Origin of the sequence: Pantoea sp. ANP04, assembly GCF_041982285.1 — a bacterium.
Classification (GTDB): Bacteria; Pseudomonadota; Gammaproteobacteria; order Enterobacterales; family Enterobacteriaceae; genus Pantoea; species Pantoea eucalypti.
The window spans coordinates 25,443-47,223 of sequence record NZ_JAUTYS010000019.1; the positions used below are offsets into that span (position 1 = coordinate 25,443).

Sequence of the window (21,781 nt, forward strand, 5' to 3'; positions counted from 1 at the left end):
TTATTCGACTGGTCGCCGTGACTGAACCTGTTTTAACGGCATGGCAACAGGTGAGGAATGGACAGCGATTTTTGCATTCTAACGAGGCGCGCAAGGAAGTGGTAGGCGTAAATCACACAGCGGTGGGGGTTTGCCGCAACATTACCCACACTGCGGGTAATGTTGCAGCGAAGATTACTCATCAATCTGATCGAGCGAGTCTGCGGAGGTCAGCAGCTCCCGGACCACGCTGGTCGCAAAGCTCCCCGCGGGCAGCCAGAATGTCAGTTCCAGCGTGACGTCATCCCACCAGCGCCACTGCATATCCCGTGGCACCACCAGCATGGCGCGGCGGGCTGCATCGACCTTCTCACGTTCAATGAGGCTCAGCAGCGGCGTATCATTAGCCAGCGTCTGCTGTTCAAACGCCAGCGCATCAGCCTGCGTGCCAGCGTCCCCGCGTCCCGGCAGCGGCGCGGTAATCCGCAGCTCATGGTGATCAACCCGCCGTTGTGAGTCGGCCAGTTCTTCAGGCTGTGCCACAAACCAGCTGCCTCGACCGGTCAGCTGCAATGCATCGCCGTTGAGCACCTGAGTCAGACTGCCCTGCTGCTGCAGACGTGCACTGGTCACCTGATTAAACAGCGCACTGCGCGCGGCAGAGAGCATCAGGCTGCGCTTGTTGCGGTCACGGACAATGATCTCATTGCGCGCCCACTTTTCTGCCATCACCAGGTTATTGCCGCCGCGCCCAAAACGCTGCTCACCAAAATAGTTGGGCGCGCCCGCATCGCGGATCTGCGCCAGACGCGCTTCAACCGCATCACGATCGCTGATCTGACGGATGACCAGCCGGAACGCATTTCCGGCCAGTGCGCCGATGCGCAGCTTACGCTTGTGGCGCACCGCCTGCAGAATCTCAACCCCTTCCAGCGTAAAACCGCGCAGGTCGGGCATCGCATTGCCCGGCAGGCGAAAACAGAGGGTCTGTTCCGTCACCGCATGGCGATCTTTCATTCCGGCATAACTCATGTCGCGCGGATGAATACCCAGGTACTTAGCCAGCGCTTCTGCCACAAAACGGGTATTCGCACCTGTTTTACGGATCCGCACCAGCAGATGCTCACCTTCACCATCCGCGCCATAGCCGAGATCTTCAACCACCACGAAATCTTCGGGACTGGCTTTGATCACGCCAGAGGCCACAGGAGTGCCGTGCAGGTAATTCAGACTCATTGGCTGTCAGCTTTCAGGACTAACGCGACCGCTTCACAGGCAATGCCTTCACCGCGCCCGGTAAAGCCGAGTTTCTCGGTGGTGGTCGCTTTGACGTTGACCGCATCCATATGGCAGCCCAGATCTTCTGCGATGTTGATGCGCATCTGTGGCACATGCGGCAGCATTTTCGGTGCCTGAGCAATAATTGTGACGTCGACATTACCGATGCGATAGCCTTTGGCTTCGATACGACGCCAGGCCTCACGCAGCAGGCCGCGGCTGTCCGCCCCTTTAAAGGCCGGATCGGTGTCGGGGAATAACTTGCCGATATCGCCCATCGCCACAGCGCCCAGCAGCGCATCAGTCAGCGCATGCAGCGCCACATCGCCATCCGAATGGGCGATAAAACCGTGTTCAAATGGGATCCGCACACCGCCAATCACTAACGGACCCTCTCCGCCAAAGGCGTGAACGTCAAAACCGTGACCGATACGCATCATGCGCTCTCCTTTAATTGAATCTGACTCAGATAAAAAGCCGCCAGCGCCAGATCTTCTGGCCGGGTGACTTTGATGTTATCACTGCGTCCGCTGACCAGCAGCGGATGATAGCCGCAATACTCCAGCGCCGATGCTTCATCGGTGATGGTTGCGCCTTCTGTCAGCGCCCGCGTCAGGCAGGCAGTGAGCAGGGCATGCGGGAAGAATTGCGGCGTTAAGGCGTGCCAGAGATCGTCGCGTTCCACGGTATGGGCCACTGCGGCTTTGCCCGGCTCGCCCCGTTTCATGGTGTCGCGCACTGGCGCAGCCAGAATTCCGCCCACGTGGCTCTGTTCACGCACGTTAAGCAGTTTCTGAAGATCGTCGGGATGCAGACAGGGACGCGCAGCATCATGGACCAGCACCCAGGCGGAACCCTGTGCGGCCTGTAATCCGGCCAGCACCGATTCAGCCCGGGTCTCGCCGCCTGTGACCCTGAGCACACGCGGATCGCGTGCCAGCGGCAGTGAAGCAAAATGCTGGTCATCGGGACTGAGGGCGACAATCACCTGTCTGATGGCGGGATGGGAAAACAGACGTGCAATGCTGTGTTCCAGAAGGGTGTGCTGACCAATCGTCAGATACTGCTTCGGACAGGTTGCCTGCATGCGGCTGCCGATTCCGGCAGCGGGCACCACGGCAATCACATCCGCAAGGGAGGCCAGAGTGTTCATGTTTTATCGTTGTAGGTTTTGCGCTGATTGTTGCGCGTTACGTTTGTTCTGGTCAGGCACCAGACGATAGAAGGTCTCACCGGGCTTAATCATGCCCAGTTCATTGCGTGCACGCTCCTCGATCGCTTCCGAGCCGCCATTGAGATCGTCAATTTCGGCAAACAGCTGATCGTTTCGCGATTTAAGTTTGGCATTGTTTGCCTGTTGTACCGCGACATCATCATTGACGCGCGTATAGTCATGGATGCCATTTTTCCCCAGCCACAATGAATATTGCAGCCAGCCAAGCAGCACCAATAACAGTAACGTCAGTTTTCCCATCCCGCCCCCTAAAAACGGCCCAATCATCCCATAACTTTGCACAGGACTCCACACCAGCAGCGAAAATGGCGCGCTTTGCTGCGCCTCTGCGCAATCAGTACCGATTCTGACGGGAAAAGTTTTGTAACCTGCCGATGCGTTTGCACATCAGCACGGACGCCGTTAAGGCTTACCAGCCGGAGAGAAAGGAGAACATTAACCAGAAGAGAGTCACCACCATAATGACTGTGGCGAGGGCAGCCCAAATCCAGTGTCCGCTCAGCAGCGTATTCAGTGCGATGCCCGTGACCACGGCAACCGGCAGCAGCGCCAAAAAGAATGGCCAGGTATAGAGAAAGAAGAACAGCGTGTTAGAGCCGAACAGCAGGAAAGGAAGCGCCAGCGCACACCAGTAAGCGAGTAAGCCGATAACACCGCCCGGCAGCAATGAGCGTGGCTCATCCTGGGAGGAGTCATCTTTACGAGCGAGCATGGGTGTGACGTTCTGCATAGGCATCCTGTTGTTGCGAGGGCGGCAAACCCGAAGCGATTTGCCGCTGTCTCTTCAGGATCTGATGATATCGCGGTCGCGCAGCACGTCTAACAATTGGGCGGCCAGTTTTGTAACCAATTGTTCGCCATCCAGCTGGATTTCCGGGCTGTCGGGCGCTTCATAGACGCTGTCGATACCGGTGAAATTACGCAGTTCACCGGCACGTGCTTTGCGGTATAACCCTTTTGGATCGCGTGCTTCACACACCGCCAGCGGCGTATCGACAAACACTTCGATAAACTGACCCGGCTCCAGCAGGTCGCGCACCATCTGGCGCTCGGCGCGATGCGGTGAAATAAAGGCAGTAAGCACCACGAGCCCGGCATCCACCATCAGTTTCGCCACCTCGCCGACCCGACGGATATTCTCCTTGCGGTCATCGTCGCTGAAGCCGAGGTCACGACAGAGACCGTGACGCACATTGTCACCATCCAGCAGATAGGTGCTGACGCCAATACGGTGCAGCGCCTGCTCCAGCGCGCCTGCGACCGTGGATTTCCCCGAGCCCGAAAGCCCGGTGAACCACAGCACCACGCCCTGATGGCCATGCTGCTGTTCGCGTGAAGCACGAGTTACCGGATGGTCATGCCACACCACGTTATCATCGTGCTGAGCCATTATTGACCGCCCAGCAGGTCGCGCGCGTTCCAGTGTGGGAAGTGACGGCGCACCAGTGCATTCAGTTCCAGCTCAAACGCGCTGAACTCGCCGGTATTAACCGGAGCGTCATGGTTTGGCTGATGGATCATGCCGGCACCCACGGTCACGTTGGTCAGTCGATCGATAAAGATCATGCCGCCGGTCACCGGATTCTGCTGATAGCTGTCGAGCACCATCGGTTCGTCAAAGGTTAATTCAATGCGACCAATACCGTTTAGCGGCAGCGCATCGACCTGACGTGTCTCCAGCGAGTTAATCTCCACCTGATGCAGGACTTTCTCTACCCGTCCACGGGTTTTCTTACCGGCGATTTTCAGATCATAGCTCTGACCGGCCTGCAGAGGCTGTTCTGCCATCCAGACCACGTCAACGCTGGCAGACTGAACCGCAGCCAGCGTTTCGCTGGCATCAACCAGCAGATCGCCACGACTGATATCAATCTCATCCTGCAGCACCAGGGTGATCGCTTCACCTGCGCCCGCTTCCTGCAGATCGCCATCAAAGGTCACTATGCGGGCAATAGTCGACTCTACGCCAGACGGCAGCACTTTAACGCGCTGGCCCACCTGCACGCTGCCTGACGCCAGGGTACCGGCATAGCCACGGAAATCCAGGTTAGGACGGTTAACATACTGCACCGGGAAACGCATCGGCTGGTGATCCACCACGCGGTTCAGTTCCACTGTTTCCAGGACATCCAGCAGCGTCGGGCCGATGTACCATGGCATGGTCTGACTGGCGGATGCTACGTTATCCCCTTCCAGCGCCGACATCGGCACAAAGCGGATATCGAGGTCATCCGGTAACTGGCCTGCAAAGTCCAGGTAATCCTGTTTGATCTGCTCGTAGCGCGCCTGATCGTACTCAACCAGATCCATCTTATTAATCGCCACGACCAGATGTTTGATCCCCAGCAGCGTCGAAATAAAGCTGTGACGGCGGGTCTGATCCAGCACGCCTTTACGGGCATCGATCAGCAGAATCGCCAGGTCACAGGTTGATGCACCGGTCGCCATATTGCGGGTGTACTGCTCATGGCCCGGCGTATCGGCGATGATAAATTTACGCTTTTCAGTCGAGAAATAGCGGTAGGCCACATCAATGGTAATGCCCTGCTCACGCTCAGCCTGCAGACCATCCACCAGCAGCGCCAGATCGAGTTTCTCGCCCTGGGTGCCATGACGTTTGCTGTCGTTATGCAGCGATGAAAGCTGATCTTCATAGATCTGACGGGTGTCATGTAGCAGACGCCCAATCAGGGTACTTTTTCCGTCGTCAACGCTGCCGCAGGTCAGAAAACGCAGCAGGCTCTTATGCTGTTGCGCGGTCAGCCAGGCTTCAACGCCGCCCTGGTCGGCAATCTGTTGTGCAATTACGGTATTCATCTGGCGTCTCCTTAGAAATAACCCTGACGTTTTTTCAGTTCCATCGAACCGGATTGATCGCGGTCGATCATGCGGCCCTGACGCTCACTGGTTGTAGAGACCAGCATCTCTTCGATGATCTCAGGCAGCGTCTGCGCGTCGGACTCTACCGCGCCGGTCAGCGGCCAGCAGCCGAGCGTGCGGAAGCGAACCATCCGTTGGGTGATCTCTTCACCCGGCTGCAGGTTGATGCGATCGTCATCGATCATCATCAGCATGCCATCACGCTCCAGCACCGGACGCGGCGCGGCGAGGTAGAGCGGCACGATCTCGATGTTTTCCATGAAGATGTACTGCCAGATATCCAGTTCAGTCCAGTTCGACAGCGGGAAGACGCGGATGCTCTCGCCCTTGTTGATCTGGCCGTTGTAGTTGTGCCACAGCTCAGGACGCTGGTTTTTCGGGTCCCAGCGATGGAAGCGGTCGCGGAAAGAGTAGATACGCTCTTTGGCGCGAGACTTCTCTTCATCACGACGTGCGCCGCCAAAGGCCGCATCAAAACCATATTTATTCAGCGCCTGCTTCAGCCCTTCGGTTTTCATGATGTCAGTGTGTTTGGCACTGCCGTGGACAAACGGGTTAATCCCCATCGCCACGCCTTCCGGGTTGCGGTGAACCAGCAACTCTGCGCCCATCGCTTTCACGGTGCGGTCGCGAAACTCGTACATTTCACGGAATTTCCAGCCGGTATCCACATGCAGCAACGGGAACGGCAGCGTGCCAGGATAAAAGGCTTTACGCGCCAGATGCAGCATTACCGAGGAGTCTTTACCGATGGAGTACATCATCACCGGATTGCTGAACTCGGCCGCGACTTCGCGAATGATGTGGATACTCTCCGCCTCCAGCTGACGCAGATGAGTGAGTCGTTTTTGGTCCATGATTTTCCCTCAAGCCAGATTGACAACGGCGGACTCGCGAGCCCCCTGCTGTGCCGAATGTTTAAACCAGGCGAGTTGCCCGTGCAGATTAACCACCTCTCCGATCACCAGTAGCGCCGGAGTAGGTGCCGAGGCGGCCAGCGCCTCAAGTTGTTCTAAGGTGCCGGTCAGCACCTGTTGATCCTGACGGGTGCCGCGACTGATCACCGCCACCGGCGTTGATGGCGCGCGACCATGCTGAATCAGCGCCGCGCTGATGGCAGCAGCTTTAACCGTTCCCATGTAGATCGCCAGCGTCTGACGCGCACGCGCCAGTGATGGCCAGTCAATGTCATCCCCATCGGGACGGCAGTGACCCGTAATAAACATTACGCTCTGCGCATAATCGCGGTGGGTCAGCGGAATCCCGGCATAGGCCGTTGCACCGGCAGCCGCGGTAACGCCCGGCACCACCTGGAACGGAATGCCTGCCTGCTGAGCCGCCTGCAGCTCTTCGCCGCCACGGCCGAAGATAAAGGGATCGCCGCCCTTGAGGCGGACAACGCGCTTGCCTTTCAGCGCCAGTGAAACCAGCAACTGATTAATCTCTTCCTGCGGCAACGTGTGCGCGCTGGCTCGTTTGCCGACGCAGATGCGGTCGGCATCGCGGCGCACCAGGTCCAGCACCTCTTCACTGACCAGATGGTCGTAAAGCACCACATCCGCTAACTGCATCACCTGCAGGCCGCGCAGCGTCAGCAGGCCGCTGTCGCCCGGTCCGGCACCCACCAGGAAAATCTCGCCCTGACGGGTTGGCTCTTCCTGCAGTTCACGGTCCAGGGTACGTTTCGCCTCTTCGACGTTACCGGCTGACATCTCACTGGCGAACCGGCCATCGAAAGCGCGTTCCCAGAAGCGTCGACGGTCAGACATGCGGCTGAAGCGTGCTTTAACTTTATCGCGCCAGAGTCCGGCCACCTCAGCCATCTGGCCGAGACTGGCAGGCAACAGCGTTTCGATTTTTTCGCGCAGCATACGTGCCAGCACCGGTGCGGTGCCGCTGGAGGAGATCGCCACCACCAGAGGTGAGCGGTCAACAATCGAGGGGAAGATAAAGGTGCATTTTGGCTGGTCATCAACCACGTTAACCAGCTTCTGCCGCGCGTTAGCAGCTTCAAAGACCTGGGTGTTGAGATGGTTGTCGTCGGTCGCGGCGATCACCAGGAAAACCCCATCCAGCTGGGCCGGGTCAAATTCAGTCGCCAGCCACTCCAGCTCCTGCTTTTCCAGCAGTGCCTGCAGTTCAGGGCAGAGTTCACGCGAGGCGATCAGAACGCGCGCACGCGCACGGCGCAGTAGTTCAATTTTTCGCGCCGCAATATCTCCACCGCCGACAACCAGAACCGGGCGGCCAGAGAGATCGGCAAAAAGAGGCAAATAGTCCACGTTAACCCTGATGTTTTAACTTTGTATTAACGCGACTATACGTCGCCGGGTTTATGCAGTTGAAATTACGAATTGGAATGAGTAGTTACCGAATGGAATAAAGACTTCGCAAAGCACAGAACAATTTGGTCTTAGCAGATGAAATATAATGGCTTTTTCGTGAACAGGTTCACAGATTCACCTCTGTGCCTGTAACTGTAAAAGCAGATAAGTGCCAGCAATAAACACGCGTTACCCCATCATGTTAAGGCAGCAACTTATTCCGTTAACCAGGTCGCAGAACAAAGAGGGTATAATACGCGCGGCATGACTGACTCAGGTCCGCATGTTGAATGCCTATCGAATAATGAAAAAAGGACGCATTATGTTTTGTTCCCTCCGCCTGAGGGTAGCGACAGTTTTGTTTAGCGCACTCATTTCCCCGCTGGTTTTAGCCACGCCGACAGGTCAGTTTGCCGAACAGCAGGTCCGGCACATCGCCACTTATTTTCCTGGCCGCATGAGCGGCAGTCCGGCTGAATTGATGGCCACGGACTATCTGCAGCAACAATTTACCGCGCTGGGTTATAAAACCGATACCCGCCAGTTCAACACGGGCTACAAATGGCAGGAAGATGACGGCACGCAGCGCTGGCATAAACTGACGGCAACCTCCGTCATTGCTGCGCGCGCAGGCAGCGTGCCACAGGAGATTCTGATCGTGGCGCACCTGGATACCTGGACACCGCAAAACAGCAACCAGGTCCATCACAATCTGGGCGGCTTACGCCTGCAGGGTGTTGATGACAATGCGTCAGGTCTTGGCGTGATGCTGGAGCTGGCGCAGCAACTGAGTCGCAAGCCGCTTCACTATGGCATTCGCTTTGTGGCGCTGAGCGCCGGAGAAGCGGATCTGCACGGCCTGGATGATTATGTTGAGCGAATGAGCACCCGTGAGAAGAAGAACACGCTGCTGGTCATCAATCTGAATAGCCTGATAACCGGCGATCATCTCTATTTCAACAGCGGCATGAACACGCCCCGGGCGGTGCGCAAACAGACCAGCGATCGCGCCCTGCTACTGGCACGTCAGCAAGGCATTCCCGCTGCCAGTCATCAGCTGAATCGCAAGGACTTCAATGGCCTGAATGCCTTTGACAAGGCAGGCTTTCCGCTGCTGAATGTTACTGCCAGTAACTGGTCGCTGGGTAACAAAGATGGCGCACTACAGCGTCATCGTAGCCCGCACTTTCCTGATGGCGTGACCCGTCATCAGACTGACCTGGATAATCTGAACTATCTCGACCGCTGGCTGCCGGGCCAGATAGCCCTGCGCACCCGCGACAGTGTCCGCGTGCTGCTGCCGCTGCTCAGCGAACTGACCAATCCCAAAGTGTGAGGATCTGACATGTATGTGGTCTTTCTGAATTACATTCGTCCGATAGAAGAGGTTGAGGTGCTGCTGGCAGGCCATATTGAATGGCTTGACCGCTATTTTGAGGCAGGCAGTTTTATTGCCGCAGGACGTAAAGATCCACGCACAGGTGGCATGCTGCTGGTCAGGGAGATGGAGCGTGAAGCGCTGGATGCGATCTTAGCGGAAGATCCGTTTGTGACGGTGGCAGAGTATGAGGTGACGAAAGTGAATGTGACTCGTGCAGCGGAGGCGTTTGCCGGATTAAAAGGCGTTTAACTTTCCGCCTGAGCGTCAAGAAGCACTTCTCTCCCTGATTTCAGGGAGAGAAGCTCGGTATTACCCTTCGTGCAGACCACACTCGCGCTTGAGACCGAAGAAGCGTGTCTCTTCTTCTGCCATACCCGGCTCCCACTTGCGGGTGGTGTGGGTATCGCCCACCGAAAGATAGCCTTCATCCCACAGCGGATGGTACTTAAGCTTGTGCTGCTCCAGGTACTGATGAATCTGACGGTTATCCCAGTCGATAATCGGCAGCAGCTTAAAGACGCCACGCTGTACACCCAGCACCGGCAGATTCGCCCGGCTGCCTGACTGGTCGCGGCGGAGGCCAGCAAACCAGGTCTGTGCGCCCAGGGTTTCGATGGCGCGGTTCATCGGCTCGACTTTGTTAATCTCGTTATATTTCTCAATCCCCTCGACGCCCTGCTCCCACAGTTTGCCGTAACGCGCTTCCTGCCAGGCCGGTGAGGTCTCGGCGCGAAACACTTTGAGGTTGAGGTTGAGCTGGTCCGCCAGCTCATCAATAAAACGATAGGTCTCCGGGAACAGATAGCCGGTGTCAGTCAGGATCACCGGAATATCGGGCTGCTGGCGCGTCACCAGGTGCAGCGACACCGCGGCCTGAATACCGAAACTGGAGGAGAGCACATAAGCGCCCGGCAGATTCTCCAGCGCCCAGCTGACCCGCTCTTCCGCTGAAGACTTCTCCAGCTGCGCATTGGTCGCGGCCAGCGCCATGGCACGCTGGACTTTGGACATCTCATTCAGTGCTGCGAGGTCGGGCTGACTCATTTTGCTTCCTCCCAAAAATCGCGTGCCGGGTCCAGCACCGGCGCAACAATGCCCGCGCGGATGGTGAAGTCACCAAAGCCTTCTGCGGCCTGGCGCTCGGTGGCCCAGCGTCCCACCAGCTCATCAATCGTGGCGAGAATTTCGCTTTCGTTAATGTTTTCACGGTACATACGGGGAATACGCGTTCCGCTGCGGTTTCCGCCCAGATGCAGGTTGTAGCGGCCTGGCGCTTTACCCACCAGACCCAGCTCAGCCAGCATGGCACGGCCGCAACCGTTCGGACAACCGGTAACGCGTAACACTATGTGCTCATCGCCGACGCCATGCGCGTGCATGATGCCTTCTACTTTGGTCACAAACGCTGGCAGGAAACGTTCGGCTTCTGCCATCGCCAGCGGACAGGTCGGGAACGCGACGCAGGCCATCGAGTTTTCGCGCTGAGGCGTAACCTGATCCATCAGACCATGCTCACGGGCGATCGCTTCGATCTGCGCTTTCTCACTTTCCGGCACGCCTGCCACAATCAGATTCTGGTTGGCGGTCAGACGGAAATCACCCTGATGAATTTTCGCAATTTCAGCGATGCCGCTTTTCAGCGGTCGGCCCGGATAATCGAGCAGACGGCCATTTTCAATAAACAGCGTCAGGTGCCATTTGTTGTCGATGCCTTTGATCCAGCCAATACGATCGCCACGGGTGGTGAACTCATACGGACGAATCGGCTCAAACGTCACACCAGCACGTTTTTCAACTTCCGCTTTAAACGTCTCGACGCCAACGCGTTCCAGGGTGTATTTGGTTTTGGCGTTTTTACGATCGGTACGGTTGCCCCAGTCGCGCTGAGTCGTCACAACCGCCTCGGCCACATCAAGGATCTTCTCTACCGGGAAGTATCCAAACTCGCTGGCGGTGCGCGCGTAAGTCGCTTTGTTACCGTGCTCGATCGACAGGCCGCCGCCCACCAGCAGGTTGAAGCCCACCAGCTTGCCATTCTCAGCGACCGCAACAAAGTTCAGATCGTTGGCGTGCAGATCCACATCGTTGTGCGGCGGAATCACGACTGTGGTTTTGAATTTACGCGGCAGATAGGTTTCACCGAGAATCGGCTCTTCATCAGTGGTTGCGACTTTTTCTTTATCCCACCAGATCTCTGCATAGGCACGGGTGCGCGGCAGCAGATGCTCAGAGAGCTTCTTCGCCCACTCATAGGCTTCCTGATGCAGCTCAGACTCTACCGGGTTCGAGGTACAGAGCACGTTACGGTTTACGTCGTTGGCGGTCGCCAGCGCATCCAGTCCCACTTCATGCAGCATCTGATGCGTCGGCTTGACGTTCTTCTTCAGAATGCCGTGAAACTGGAAGGTCTGACGGTTGGTCAGACGGATGCTGCCGTAAATGGTTTTATCGGTAGCAAATTTGTCGATAGCCAGCCACTGGGTCGGCGTAATGATGCCGCCCGGCAGTCGGCAGCGCAGCATCATTGCGTGACGCGGCTCCAGCTTCTGCTCGGCACGTTCGGCGCGAATGTCGCGGTCATCCTGCTGGTACATGCCGTGAAAGCGGATCAGCAGGAAGTTGTCGCCGGTGAAACCGCCGGTCAGACCTTCTTCCAGATCTTCTTTGATGGTGCCGCGCAGATAGTTGCTCTGCTTCTTCAGACGCTCAGCGTCTGTTAATTTGCCTTCGACAACCAGCGGTCCAGGGTGTTTATCGCTCATTAGTAAACGTCTCGCTGATAACGGCGCTCAATGCGCAGCTCACTTAAAAATTCGTCGGCCGTTTCACGATCCATTCCGCCGTGTTCGACCACCACATCCAGCAGTGCCTGCTCGACGTCTTTTGCCATACGGTTCGCATCGCCACAGACATAAAGATGCGCGCCCTCTTCAATCCAGCGCCAGACTTCGGCCCCTTTCGCACGGATCTTATCCTGTACGTAAATCTTCTCTGCCTGATCGCGTGACCAGGCGAGGTCGATATTCGTCAGCAGGCCATCCTTCACATATTTCTGCCACTCCACCTGGTAGAGGAAATCGTCGGTGAAGTGCGGATTACCAAAGAATAGCCAGTTTTTACCGCTGGCACCGTCGTTGTCGCGTTGCTGCATAAAGGCGCGGAACGGCGCGATGCCGGTGCCCGGACCAATCATGATCACAGGCGCGTCCGGATTAGCCGGCAGGCGGAAATTGTCGTTGTGTTCGATGAAGACCCGGACCTCGCCCTCTTCTTCGATGCGATCGGCCAGCCAGGTCGAAGCGCCGCCGCCGCGCTGGCGACCTTCAATATCAAAGCGCACTGCACCTACGGTAATGTGAACTTCGGACTCGGTTTCGGCCTGTGAGGAGGCAATAGAGTAGAGTCGCGGCGTCAGCGGTCGCAGCAGGCCGGTCAGCTGTTCTGCGGTGAGCTCAGCCGGGGCCAGACGCACCATATCCACAATCGGATAGTGCTGCGCATACTGCTGCAGCCTGGCTTTATCATCCACCAGTGACAGCAGCTCGGCGTTGCGGGACAGCTGGGCGTACTGCGCCACGATCTGCGCAGTATTCACCGTCAGCTCGAAATGCTTCTGCAGCGCCTCAGCCAGCGGCAGGGTTTTGCCCTGAACCTCTACTGACTCATCGCCTTTCAGCCAGACCAGCTCCAGCAGCTCGCTGACCAGCGCCGCGTCATTTTCATACCAGACGCCCAGCGCATCGCCAGGCTGGTAGCGGAGACCTGAGTCGCCCAGATCGATTTCGATATGGCGCACATCTTTGTCTGAGTCACGTCCGGTGATTTTCTGATTTACCGCCAGACTGGCGCTGAGCGGAGACTCTTTGCTGTAGGGACTGGTGGTGACTTCGTTGACGCTGCCTGCCGCTGTCGCCGCAGCCTGCGCCGGGGATTCGGTCGGCACGCGCTTTTTCAGAATTTCCGTCAGCGCACTGCGCCAGGCGGAAGCCTGCTCAGCATACTCAACATCCGCATCGACGCGATCCAGCAGACGCTCGCCACCCAGCTCTGCCAGACGGTTGTCAAAATCTTTGCCCGCCTGACTGAAAAATTCGTACGAGGTGTCGCCCAGGCCAAACACCGCAAAGGCTGCACCGGCCATTTTCGGTGCCTTTTTCGACATCAGGAATTTATGCAGTGCCACCGCCTCTTCCGGCGGCTCACCTTCGCCCTGGGTGGAGGTCACCACGACCAGCATTTTTTCCTGGCCAATCTGTTTGAACTTGTAATCACCGGCGTTCACCAGGTTTACGTTGAGCTTCGCGGCCAGCAGGTCATCACGCAACTGCTCAGCCAGACGACGGGCATTGCCAGTCTGGGAGGCAGAAAGCAGCGTAATGGCGGGCACGTCTACCGGAGCGGGTGTACTGCCTGCGACGGCGCTACCTGGCGTCTGTTCTACCCGACCCCAGAAATAGCCGGACAGCCACGCCAGTTGAGTCGGGGAATAATCTGTCGTCGCCGCCTGTAAGCGGGCGAGTTGTTCCGGTGAGAGCGGAAGCATAGAACCAGGTGCCTGAGTCGTCATCGCGTTAAAAATTCCAGTATCAGAAGTCCGGACCGTAAATGGCGGAAGAGTGCGTAGGTTACCGGTCTGTATATTAACGATTAAATACACCTTCGACATATCAAATAACCAAAATGACTAAAGGGTTTTCCAGGTAGGCATAATCGTTAAAAGTGGTAAGCAAAGCGGTGATATATCAGTTGATTAGCTGGTTACCGGGAATTAACGCCGCGGGAAACGTATCGGTTTGTGCGGTGCGGGTGCGAAAAAAGCGGTAATCAGGTAGAATTCAGCGGTTTTTTAATGTCTGAGAACCACTATGTCTACCACCTTGTTTAAAGAGTTCCAGTTCGAAGCCGCGCACCATCTACCGAATGTGCCGGCCGGACACAAATGTGGCCGTCTGCACGGTCATTCGTTCCTGGTTCGTCTGGAGATTACCGGCGAAGTGGATGCGCATACCGGCTGGGTTATGGATTTTGCTGAACTGAAGGCGGCGTTTAAGCCCCTCTATAATCGGCTGGATCACTACTATCTGAATGATATTCCTGGCCTGGAAAATCCCACCAGCGAAGTGCTGGCAAAATGGATCTGGGATCAGATGAAGCCAGAACTGCCGCTGTTAAGCGCGGTGATGATCAAAGAAACCTGCACTGCAGGCTGCGTTTACCGCGGCTAAGCCTGTCGGATCGAACCCTTCGATCCGACGCTATTTCCTCTCCGTCCCGCCCTTCACGCTCGTTTCCCCGCGATTAACCACGCAATACGCTTAATCAGGCAATATTCAGGTACTTATGGGTTTGCATCGACAGACGCCAGTTACGTGCAATGCAGGTCTCGATGCAGAGTCGGGTGGCATCATCTTTGCGGCTGATCGGCTGTAACGCGATGATCCGGGCTTTAGTGTCGTCTATTCCTGCCAGCAGCAGATCCAGCGCGTCCACATCACGCTCGCGCGCCACCGGATGCTTGATTTCATCGGCCCGGCTCAGCGCCTGAGGCAGCACATCATAACCGCCGCGCATGTTGACTTTCGGGGAGACGGTCACCCAGGTCTGTTCGGAACAGTGAATCTCGTGCGTTCCGCTGGTCTCAATCTGGCACTGGAAACCGTGCTGTTCCAGCGCAGTCGTTAACGGACGCAGATCGTAAATCGCCGGTTCGCCGCCGGTAATCACCACGTGCCGGGCCGTCCAGCCCTGCTGTGCAATGGCATTCACCAGGGTCGCCGCGTCGGCATCACCCCACGCATCGCTTTCCACTGTCTTGATCAAAATATCGCCCAGCGACGTTTCCCGATCTGTCCGCTTTTCCCAGGTGTGTTTGGTATCGCACCAGCTACAGCCCACCGGGCATCCCTGTAAGCGAATGAAAATGGCAGGCACGCCGGTGTAATAACCTTCGCCCTGCAGTGTCTGGAACATTTCATTGATCGGGTATTGCATTACGGACTCGCTTGAAAAAAACAGGGCGCTGATTATGGCAGATTTGCCGCGCAGCTCAATCACGCGTTGTGCCTTTTATCCGCGCAGGACTAAAGCAAACTGTCACAACAGAGAGACGTCAGACAGTTAACAGGCTCAAAACGTGGCTGACGGGGATGCTACTTTTATACCTTTGCGATCGGGCCCTGTCATCCGCATCTGCACATTGCTCCCAACAAAAAGCCCCGCACAAGGCGGGGCTTCAGAGGCCGATGATGTCACTTAGCGCGACATCAACGCGCGGTCATTACTGACCTTTAACTTCTTTCAGACCGTTGAATGGCGCTTTAGAACCCAGCGCTTCTTCGATACGGATCAGCTGGTTGTACTTAGCAACACGGTCAGAACGGCTCATTGAACCGGTTTTGATCTGGCCCGCTGCAGTACCTACCGCCAGGTCAGCGATGGTGGCATCTTCAGTTTCGCCTGAACGGTGAGAGATCACGGCAGTGTAGCCCGCGTCTTTCGCCATTTTGATCGCAGCCAGGGTTTCGGTCAGAGAACCGATCTGGTTGAATTTGATCAGAATGGAGTTAGCGATACCTTTATCGATACCTTCTTTCAGGATTTTGGTGTTGGTGACGAACAGATCATCGCCCACCAGCTGGATTTTGTCGCCCAGCACTTTAGTCTGGTAAGCGAAGCCGTCCCAGTCAGATTCGTCCAGGCCATCTTCGATAGAAACGATCGGATACTGTTTAGTCAGATCTTCCAGGAAGTGGGTGAACTCTTCAGAGGTAAACGCTTTACCGCCTTCACCGGCCAGAACATATTTGCCATCTTTGTAGAACTCAGATGCTGCACAGTCCATTGCCAGGGTGATGTCTTTACCCAGCTCATAGCCTGCTGCTTTTACCGCTTCAGCGATAACGGCCAGGGCTTCTGCGTTAGAACCCAGGTTAGGCGCGTAGCCACCTTCGTCACCCACTGCAGTGCTCATGCCTTTGCTTTTCAGCACTTTTGCCAGGTTGTGGAAAACTTCAGAACCCATACGGATGGCTTCTTTCAGGTTTGCTGCACCAACCGGCTGAATCATGAATTCCTGGATGTCGACGTTGTTGTCGGCATGCTCGCCGCCGTTGATGATGTTCATCATTGGCAGTGGCATAGAGTATTTGCCTGGGGTGCCGTTCAGTTCAGCGATGTGCTCATACAGCGGCTGACCTTTAGAGGCTGCAGCAGCTTTAGCCGCTGCCAGTGAAACGGCCAGAATGGCGTTAGCACCGAAGTTAGATTTGTTCTCAGTACCGTCCAGGTCGATCATGATCTTATCGATGTTCGCCTGATCTTTCGCGTCTTTGCCTTTTACCGCTTCAGCAATCGGACCGTTTACTGCAGCAACGGCTTTGGTTACGCCTTTGCCCAGGAAACGTGATTTGTCACCGTCACGCAGTTCCAGCGCTTCGCGTGAACCGGTAGAGGCACCTGATGGCGCAGCGGCCAGGCCAACGAAACCGCCTTCCAGATGCACTTCAGCTTCAACAGTCGGGTTACCACGTGAGTCGATAATTTCGCGACCGATGACTTTTACGATTTTGGACATTACGATTTTCCTCAGTACAAGTTAGTCAATCCTAAGACAGGCAACGCGCGAAAAGTTCGCGCGCTGCCTGTGAAACTTACTTCGCTAAACGCTTCTGATGCTCATGCGCGGCTTTAACAAAGCCGGCAAACAACGGATGGCCGTCGCGTGGGGTCGAGGTAAACTCAGGGTGGAACTGGCAAGCCACAAACCACGGATGGTTCGGGAGTTCGATAATCTCAACCAGTTGATCATCACCCGAGCGACCTGCTACGCGCAGACCGGCTGCTTCAATCTGCTTTAACAGCATATTGTTCACTTCATAGCGGTGGCGATGGCGCTCAACGATGGTGTCAGAGCCGTAGAGCTGGCGAACCTGACTGCCCGGCGTTAACTGACACTGCTGGCTGCCCAGACGCATGGTGCCGCCCAGATCGCTCTGCTCGCTGCGGACTTCGACGTTGCCATCTTCGTCACGCCATTCGGTGATTAATGCCACCACCGGATATTTACAGTCTGGCACAAATTCAGTGGAGTTGGCGCCAGGCATGCCAGCGACATTGCGGGCAAACTCCATCAGCGCGACCTGCATACCCAGGCAGATGCCGAGGTAAGGCACGTTGTTTTCACGTGCGTATTGCGCGGTCATCAGCTTGCCTTCCACGCCACGGTAACCGAAGCCACCTGGAATCAGAATCGCATCCAAATCTTTCAGTAATTCGACACCACGTGACTCAACATCCTGCGAATCGATCAGTTTGATGTTCACAGTGACGCGATTTTTCAGGCCGCCATGTTTCAGCGCTTCGATGACTGACTTGTAGGCATCCGGCAGCTCAACATACTTGCCCACCATACCGATGGTGACTTCACCACCCGGATTGGCTTCTTCGTAAATCACCTGCTCCCACTCAGCCAGGTTGGCTTCCGGTGCATTCAGGTTGAAGCGCTTACAGATATAGTCATCCAGGCCCTGCGACTTCAGCATGCCAGGAATCTTGTAGATGGAATCAACGTCTTTCAGCGAAATAACCGCTTTTTCAGGGACGTTACAGAACAGGGCGATTTTGGCACGTTCATTGGCCGGTACGGCACGGTCAGAACGGCAAATCAGCACATCTGGCTGGATACCAATCGACAGCAGCTCTTTTACAGAGTGCTGAGTCGGTTTCGTTTTCACTTCACCCGCCGCCGCCATATAAGGCACCAGCGTCAGGTGCATATACATCGTGTGTTCGCGGCCCACATCCACGGCCATCTGGCGAATCGCTTCCAGGAACGGCAGTGATTCGATATCTCCTACCGTGCCGCCGATTTCAACCAGCACCACATCATGACCTTCACCGCCTTCAATGATGCGTTCTTTGATGGCGTTGGTGATGTGCGGGATAACCTGAATAGTTGCGCCCAGATAGTCGCCACGGCGTTCTTTGCGCAGGACTTCTGAATAGATACGGCCAGTGGTGAAGTTGTTACGACGCGACATTTTGGTGCGGATGAAGCGTTCGTAGTGACCCAAATCCAGATCGGTTTCAGCGCCGTCATCAGTGACGAAAACTTCACCGTGCTGTGTCGGGCTCATGGTGCCTGGATCCACGTTAATATACGGGTCCAGCTTCATGATGGTCACGTTCAGACCACGCGCTTCGAGAATGGCTGCGAGGGAGGCTGCGGCAATGCCTTTACCCAGAGAGGAAACGACCCCGCCGGTCACAAAAATATAATTCGTTGTCATGCTGAACCTGAGAGTTTAGGTTTAAAGACGGTGGAATAACCAGGACGGGAAAACAGTATACTGGAAACCGCTATCAGCCACAATTGATGAATCACAGCCATCCTCCAACGCATTGCTGCGTCTTAACATAGCGGATAGCTGCCGATGAAATGTTGATGTGCGTCACAAAGTTGCCGCCGCGCTGAATCGAGTAAGCGTAAACGGCGACTTTATGCACAGCGGTGGAATAATCAGCGCTTCTCGTCCTGTTTCACCTCCTGCCAGGCAGCCTCCATTTGCTCCAGTGTGGCGCCCGGCATGCTGAGACCTTGTGCATTGATAATCGCTTCCACTTCACGGAACCGGCGCTCAAACTTGTCATTCGCCTTTTGCAGTGCGGTTTCCGCTTTGCTGCCAAGATGACGCGAGAGGTTAACCGTGGCAAACAGCAGGTCGCCAATCTCCTCTTCCAGCTTCTCGCCATCCACCACGCTCTGCTGCGCCTCGTGCATCACTTCATCAATCTCTTCGTGCACTTTCGCCACCACCGGTCCCAGCGTAGTCCAGTCGAAGCCGACGTTGTGACAGCGCTTCTGAATCTTGTGGGCGCGCATCAATGCGGGCAGCGCTTTGGGGATATCATCCAGCGCGGAATGCTGGGCTTTGTCCGCACGCTCGGCAGTTTTAATCGCTTCCCAGTTTTTCAGCACGTCGCTGCTGGTTTCTGCTGTGGCATCGCCAAAAATATGCGGATGACGTCGCTCCAGCTTGTCGCTAATCGCGTGACAGATATCCTCGAAATTGAAGCGTTCCTGTTCGCTGGCCATCTGCGCATAGAACACCACCTGAAACAGCAGATCGCCCAGTTCGCCGCGCAGGTCGTCAAAATCTTCGCGCTGAATAGCGTCCAGCACTTCGTAAGTCTCTTCCAGGGTATAGGGCGCAATAGTGGCAAAGGTCTGTTCACGATCCCATGGGCAACCATGCTGTGGATCGCGCAGCGTTTTCATTATGCCAAGCAGGCGCTCAATAGCGTTCATTCAGGCGGTTCCTTGATGAGTCAGGTGATGGGCAACGATCAGAGAAGCAAGGCGTGCAACCCGGCCGGATGTGGTGAACAGCATCCGGCCGGGTTTCAGGGTGCAGAAAACGCCCGCGCAACCTCCTGTTGCCGGTTGCTTCAGAGCCTGACTGAATATCAGTGCAGGCGGCGGGCGTCAATGATATCAGAGACCTGGTTCAGTCGCGCCAGGACACGTCCCAGAACCTGGTGGTTGTAGATCTCAATATCCATATCGATAGTCGCCAGCTGCTTTTTGGTGTCGCTGCGGCTTGAGACGCCCAGTACATTCACTTTCTCGTTGGCGAGAATGGTGGTGATGTCGCGCAGTAAGCCGCTGCGATCGTTGGCGGTGACGCGCACCACCAGCGAGTAACCGCTGGAGTAGCTTTCGCCCCACACCGCATCGACGATACGTTCCGGCGCGTGCGATGTGAGTTCAGCCAGCTGGTCGCAGTCGGCGCGGTGAATGGAGATACCGCGCCCCTGGGTGATGAAGCCGACAATGTCATCCCCCGGAATCGGCTGGCAGCAGCGGGCGATGTGGTGCATCAGATTGCCTACGCCCTCCACGACTACGCGCCCACTCTCTTTGCGCGCAGGCTGAGAGTAGGCTTTCTGAGTCAGCTGGCGCAGCGCTTCACGATCTTCCTCTTCAGCACTCGGTTTGTTCAGCTTCGCCTGCAGGAAGTTAACCATCTGATTCAGACGAATATCGCCGCCGCCAATCGCCGCCAGCAACTCTTCAAGCGAGGTCACGTTATAGCGCGGCAGCAGCAGTTTTTCCGCTTCGCGCAGGCTGATATCAAGCTGATTCAGTTCGTTATCCAGAATCTGCCGTCCGGCGATAATATTCTTGTCGCGATCCTGCTTGCGGAACCAGTTGTGGATCTTCGAGCGTCCACGGCTGGTGGTAATGTAGCCCAGGTTCGGGTTGAGCCAGTCACGGCTCGGGTTCGGCTGTTTCTGGGTAATCACTTCAACCTGGTCGCCCATCTGCAGCTGGTAGGTGAACGGCACGATGCGGCCACCAATTTTTGCGCCGATGCAGCGGTGACCGATGTCACTGTGAATGTGGTAGGCGAAGTCGAGCGGTGTCGAACCTGCGGGTAGATCCACGACGTCGCCTTTTGGCGTAAAGACGTAGACCCGGTCATCAAACACCTGGCTACGGACTTCTTCCAGCAACTCGCCGGAGTCAGCCATCTCTTCCTGCCAGCTGATCAGCTTACGCAGCCAGGCAATGCGCTCTTCGTGACCCGCTGCGCCACGCGCGCTGCTGGAGGTGGGGCCCTCTTTGTACTTCCAGTGTGCCGCAACGCCCAGTTCGGCATCTTCGTGCATCTGTCGGGTACGGATCTGGATCTCCACCGTTTTGCCCTGCGGCCCAAGCACGACGGTATGAATCGACTGGTAGCCGTTGGGCTTGGGGTTGGCCACGTAGTCATCGAACTCGCTGGGCAGATGGCGATAAAGCGTATGTACCGTACCCAGTGCGCCGTAGCAATCCTGCAGGCGGTCGGCGACGATACGCACCGCACGCACATCAAACAGCTCATCAAAGGCCAGCGACTTTTTCTGCATCTTGCGCCAGATGCTGTAGATATGTTTCGGACGACCATAAACTTCGGCGCGCACGCCCTCTTTCGCCATCTCTTTGCGCAGGTTGCTGACAAAATTGTCGATGTACTGCTCACGATCAATTCGCCGCTCATGCAGTAGTTTGGCAATGCGCTTGTATTCGTCGGGATGGAGATAGCGGAAGCAATAATCTTCCAGCTCCCATTTGAGCTGACCGATACCCAGACGGTTGGCCAGAGGTGCATAGATGTTGGTGCTCTCTTTGGCCGCCAGCACCCGCTCATCTTCCGGCGCATCTTTCATTTCGCGCAGGTTCATGATGCGTTCGGCCAGCTTCAGCACTACGCAGCGGAAATCTTCCACCATTGCCAGCAGCATGCGGCGGACATTATCCACCTGTTCAGAGGCCATGGAGTCGTTGTGAATCGCTTTCAGCTGGCGAATGGCGTCCATGTCACGCACGCCGTGCACCAGCGAGACAATGCCTTTACCGACGGCGGTTTCCAGCTCTTCTTCACTGACCACTTCATCGTTAGCCAGCGGGAAAATCAGTGCTGCACACAGGCTTTCAATATCCATGCTGAGCATTGAGAGGATTTCCACCATCTCGATACCGCGCCACAGAAGCAGCGACTGATCGGGATGGCCCTGCGTCTGCGCTTCGCAGTAGCGCCAGGTCTCGGCAACGCGTTGACATGATTGCGGGTTGGCAATACCGAGACTGGCGATCCACTGGTCGAGGGCGAAATCTCCCTCGGTATTTAAATGCGCACTTCTGACCGCAACCATAACCTCTCC

At 56.2% G+C, this 21,781-nt stretch carries 20 protein-coding genes; 3 read left to right on the forward strand and 17 right to left on the reverse strand.

Annotated elements, in window-relative coordinates; translation table 11 throughout:
- Positions 1-174: 174 nt before the first annotated feature.
- The 9 genes from truD to cysG form a co-directional block, all read right to left on the reverse strand.
- Positions 175-1,215, reverse strand: a complete 1,041-nt coding sequence (truD, locus tag Q7C21_RS20710) for a tRNA pseudouridine(13) synthase TruD (RefSeq protein WP_008927106.1) — start codon at positions 1,213-1,215, stop codon at positions 175-177.
- Positions 1,212-1,694 (reverse strand): 2-C-methyl-D-erythritol 2,4-cyclodiphosphate synthase, encoded by a 483-nt coding sequence (gene ispF, locus Q7C21_RS20715; protein ID WP_008927107.1) that lies wholly within the window; start codon positions 1,692-1,694, stop codon positions 1,212-1,214. Before ispF ends, truD begins: the two co-directional genes overlap by 4 nt.
- A complete protein-coding gene (gene ispD / locus Q7C21_RS20720; RefSeq protein ID WP_003849105.1) occupies positions 1,694-2,410 on the reverse strand; it encodes a 2-C-methyl-D-erythritol 4-phosphate cytidylyltransferase in 717 nt (238 codons plus the stop codon). The genes ispF and ispD overlap by 1 nt, the downstream gene beginning before the upstream one ends.
- A 3-nt stretch (positions 2,411-2,413) precedes the next feature.
- Entirely contained in the window at positions 2,414-2,731 is a 318-nt protein-coding gene (gene ftsB / locus Q7C21_RS20725; protein ID WP_003849108.1) for a cell division protein FtsB, read from the reverse strand.
- Positions 2,732-2,900: 169 nt separating this feature from the next.
- Positions 2,901-3,221: a DUF3561 family protein gene (locus Q7C21_RS20730; protein WP_140916649.1), complete on the reverse strand. Its 321-nt coding sequence runs from the start codon at positions 3,219-3,221 to the stop codon at positions 2,901-2,903.
- Between the two features lie 54 nt (positions 3,222-3,275).
- Positions 3,276-3,881 (reverse strand): adenylyl-sulfate kinase, encoded by a 606-nt coding sequence (cysC, locus tag Q7C21_RS20735; protein WP_004571202.1) that lies wholly within the window; start codon positions 3,879-3,881, stop codon positions 3,276-3,278.
- Complete coding sequence (gene cysN, locus Q7C21_RS20740; RefSeq protein WP_286865560.1) at positions 3,881-5,308, reverse strand: sulfate adenylyltransferase subunit CysN; 1,428 nt, start codon at positions 5,306-5,308, stop codon at positions 3,881-3,883. Before cysN ends, cysC begins: the two co-directional genes overlap by 1 nt.
- 11 nt (positions 5,309-5,319) lie before the next feature.
- The gene (gene cysD / locus Q7C21_RS20745; protein ID WP_375151070.1) at positions 5,320-6,228 is read right to left on the reverse strand and encodes a sulfate adenylyltransferase subunit CysD; all 909 of its coding nucleotides are present in this window, start codon (positions 6,226-6,228) and stop codon (positions 5,320-5,322) included.
- Between the two features lie 9 nt (positions 6,229-6,237).
- A complete protein-coding gene (cysG, locus tag Q7C21_RS20750; protein ID WP_105099862.1) occupies positions 6,238-7,653 on the reverse strand; it encodes a siroheme synthase CysG in 1,416 nt (471 codons plus the stop codon).
- Between the two features lie 364 nt (positions 7,654-8,017).
- On the opposite strand from cysG, the gene Q7C21_RS20755 reads away from it, so the two are divergent.
- Positions 8,018-9,031, forward strand: a complete 1,014-nt coding sequence (locus Q7C21_RS20755; protein WP_110411053.1) for an aminopeptidase — start codon at positions 8,018-8,020, stop codon at positions 9,029-9,031.
- A 9-nt stretch (positions 9,032-9,040) separates the two neighbouring features.
- On the forward strand, positions 9,041-9,325 hold the full coding sequence (locus Q7C21_RS20760; protein WP_375151071.1) for a YciI family protein: 285 nt from the start codon (positions 9,041-9,043) through the stop codon (positions 9,323-9,325).
- Positions 9,326-9,385: 60 nt separating this feature from the next.
- Here the strand turns inward: Q7C21_RS20760 and Q7C21_RS20765 are convergent, their stop codons facing one another.
- Genes Q7C21_RS20765 through cysJ form a run of 3 tightly spaced genes read right to left on the reverse strand, consistent with a single transcriptional unit; the run spans position 9,386 to position 13,643 of the window.
- Positions 9,386-10,120, reverse strand: a complete 735-nt coding sequence (locus Q7C21_RS20765; RefSeq protein ID WP_004571209.1) for a phosphoadenylyl-sulfate reductase — start codon at positions 10,118-10,120, stop codon at positions 9,386-9,388.
- On the reverse strand, positions 10,117-11,838 hold the full coding sequence (gene cysI / locus Q7C21_RS20770; RefSeq protein ID WP_004571210.1) for an assimilatory sulfite reductase (NADPH) hemoprotein subunit: 1,722 nt from the start codon (positions 11,836-11,838) through the stop codon (positions 10,117-10,119). Before cysI ends, Q7C21_RS20765 begins: the two co-directional genes overlap by 4 nt.
- Complete coding sequence (gene cysJ, locus Q7C21_RS20775; RefSeq protein WP_033743630.1) at positions 11,838-13,643, reverse strand: NADPH-dependent assimilatory sulfite reductase flavoprotein subunit; 1,806 nt, start codon at positions 13,641-13,643, stop codon at positions 11,838-11,840. Before cysJ ends, cysI begins: the two co-directional genes overlap by 1 nt.
- Before the next feature lie 298 nt (positions 13,644-13,941).
- Between cysJ and queD the strand changes: the two genes are divergently transcribed.
- Positions 13,942-14,301: a 6-carboxytetrahydropterin synthase QueD gene (gene queD, locus Q7C21_RS20780; protein ID WP_004571212.1), complete on the forward strand. Its 360-nt coding sequence runs from the start codon at positions 13,942-13,944 to the stop codon at positions 14,299-14,301.
- Between the two features lie 94 nt (positions 14,302-14,395).
- Here queD and queE read toward each other — a convergent pair whose 3' ends face one another.
- The 5 genes from queE to relA form a co-directional block, all read right to left on the reverse strand.
- Positions 14,396-15,067 carry a 7-carboxy-7-deazaguanine synthase QueE gene (gene queE / locus Q7C21_RS20785; RefSeq protein WP_033761597.1) on the reverse strand — a complete coding sequence of 224 codons (672 nt, stop codon included), beginning with the start codon at positions 15,065-15,067 and terminating at the stop codon, positions 14,396-14,398.
- A gap of 286 nt (positions 15,068-15,353) precedes the next feature.
- Positions 15,354-16,649, reverse strand: coding sequence for a phosphopyruvate hydratase (eno, locus tag Q7C21_RS20790; RefSeq protein ID WP_008927112.1), 1,296 nt, complete (start codon positions 16,647-16,649; stop codon positions 15,354-15,356).
- Positions 16,650-16,725: 76 nt separating this feature from the next.
- Positions 16,726-18,363, reverse strand: a complete 1,638-nt coding sequence (pyrG, locus tag Q7C21_RS20795; RefSeq protein WP_003854607.1) for a glutamine hydrolyzing CTP synthase — start codon at positions 18,361-18,363, stop codon at positions 16,726-16,728.
- Positions 18,364-18,593: 230 nt separating this feature from the next.
- Positions 18,594-19,382, reverse strand: coding sequence for a nucleoside triphosphate pyrophosphohydrolase (gene mazG, locus Q7C21_RS20800; protein WP_375151072.1), 789 nt, complete (start codon positions 19,380-19,382; stop codon positions 18,594-18,596).
- A 158-nt stretch (positions 19,383-19,540) separates the two neighbouring features.
- A complete protein-coding gene (gene relA / locus Q7C21_RS20805; RefSeq protein WP_003854613.1) occupies positions 19,541-21,772 on the reverse strand; it encodes a GTP diphosphokinase in 2,232 nt (743 codons plus the stop codon).
- Between the last annotated feature and the right edge of the window lie 9 nt (positions 21,773-21,781).

Excerpts from the sequence above, each read along its gene's own strand:
- truD (WP_008927106.1), bottom strand. The coding sequence starts at position 1,215 with ATGAGTCTGAATTACCTGCACGGCACTCCTGTGGCCTCTGGCGTGATC.
- ispF (WP_008927107.1), bottom strand. The coding sequence starts at position 1,694 with ATGCGTATCGGTCACGGTTTTGACGTTCACGCCTTTGGCGGAGAGGGT.
- ispD (WP_003849105.1), bottom strand. The coding sequence starts at position 2,410 with ATGAACACTCTGGCCTCCCTTGCGGATGTGATTGCCGTGGTGCCCGCT.
- ftsB (WP_003849108.1), bottom strand. The coding sequence starts at position 2,731 with ATGGGAAAACTGACGTTACTGTTATTGGTGCTGCTTGGCTGGCTGCAA.
- Q7C21_RS20730 (WP_140916649.1), bottom strand. The coding sequence starts at position 3,221 with ATGCAGAACGTCACACCCATGCTCGCTCGTAAAGATGACTCCTCCCAG.
- cysC (WP_004571202.1), bottom strand. The coding sequence starts at position 3,881 with ATGGCTCAGCACGATGATAACGTGGTGTGGCATGACCATCCGGTAACT.
- cysN (WP_286865560.1), bottom strand. The coding sequence starts at position 5,308 with ATGAATACCGTAATTGCACAACAGATTGCCGACCAGGGCGGCGTTGAA.
- cysD (WP_375151070.1), bottom strand. The coding sequence starts at position 6,228 with ATGGACCAAAAACGACTCACTCATCTGCGTCAGCTGGAGGCGGAGAGT.
- Q7C21_RS20755 (WP_110411053.1), top strand. The coding sequence starts at position 8,018 with ATGTTTTGTTCCCTCCGCCTGAGGGTAGCGACAGTTTTGTTTAGCGCA.
- Q7C21_RS20760 (WP_375151071.1), top strand. The coding sequence starts at position 9,041 with ATGTATGTGGTCTTTCTGAATTACATTCGTCCGATAGAAGAGGTTGAG.
- Q7C21_RS20765 (WP_004571209.1), bottom strand. The coding sequence starts at position 10,120 with ATGAGTCAGCCCGACCTCGCAGCACTGAATGAGATGTCCAAAGTCCAG.
- cysI (WP_004571210.1), bottom strand. The coding sequence starts at position 11,838 with ATGAGCGATAAACACCCTGGACCGCTGGTTGTCGAAGGCAAATTAACA.
- cysJ (WP_033743630.1), bottom strand. The coding sequence starts at position 13,643 with ATGACGACTCAGGCACCTGGTTCTATGCTTCCGCTCTCACCGGAACAA.
- queD (WP_004571212.1), top strand. The coding sequence starts at position 13,942 with ATGTCTACCACCTTGTTTAAAGAGTTCCAGTTCGAAGCCGCGCACCAT.
- queE (WP_033761597.1), bottom strand. The coding sequence starts at position 15,067 with ATGCAATACCCGATCAATGAAATGTTCCAGACACTGCAGGGCGAAGGT.
- eno (WP_008927112.1), bottom strand. The coding sequence starts at position 16,649 with ATGTCCAAAATCGTAAAAGTCATCGGTCGCGAAATTATCGACTCACGT.
- pyrG (WP_003854607.1), bottom strand. The coding sequence starts at position 18,363 with ATGACAACGAATTATATTTTTGTGACCGGCGGGGTCGTTTCCTCTCTG.
- mazG (WP_375151072.1), bottom strand. The coding sequence starts at position 19,382 with ATGAACGCTATTGAGCGCCTGCTTGGCATAATGAAAACGCTGCGCGAT.
- relA (WP_003854613.1), bottom strand. The coding sequence starts at position 21,772 with ATGGTTGCGGTCAGAAGTGCGCATTTAAATACCGAGGGAGATTTCGCC.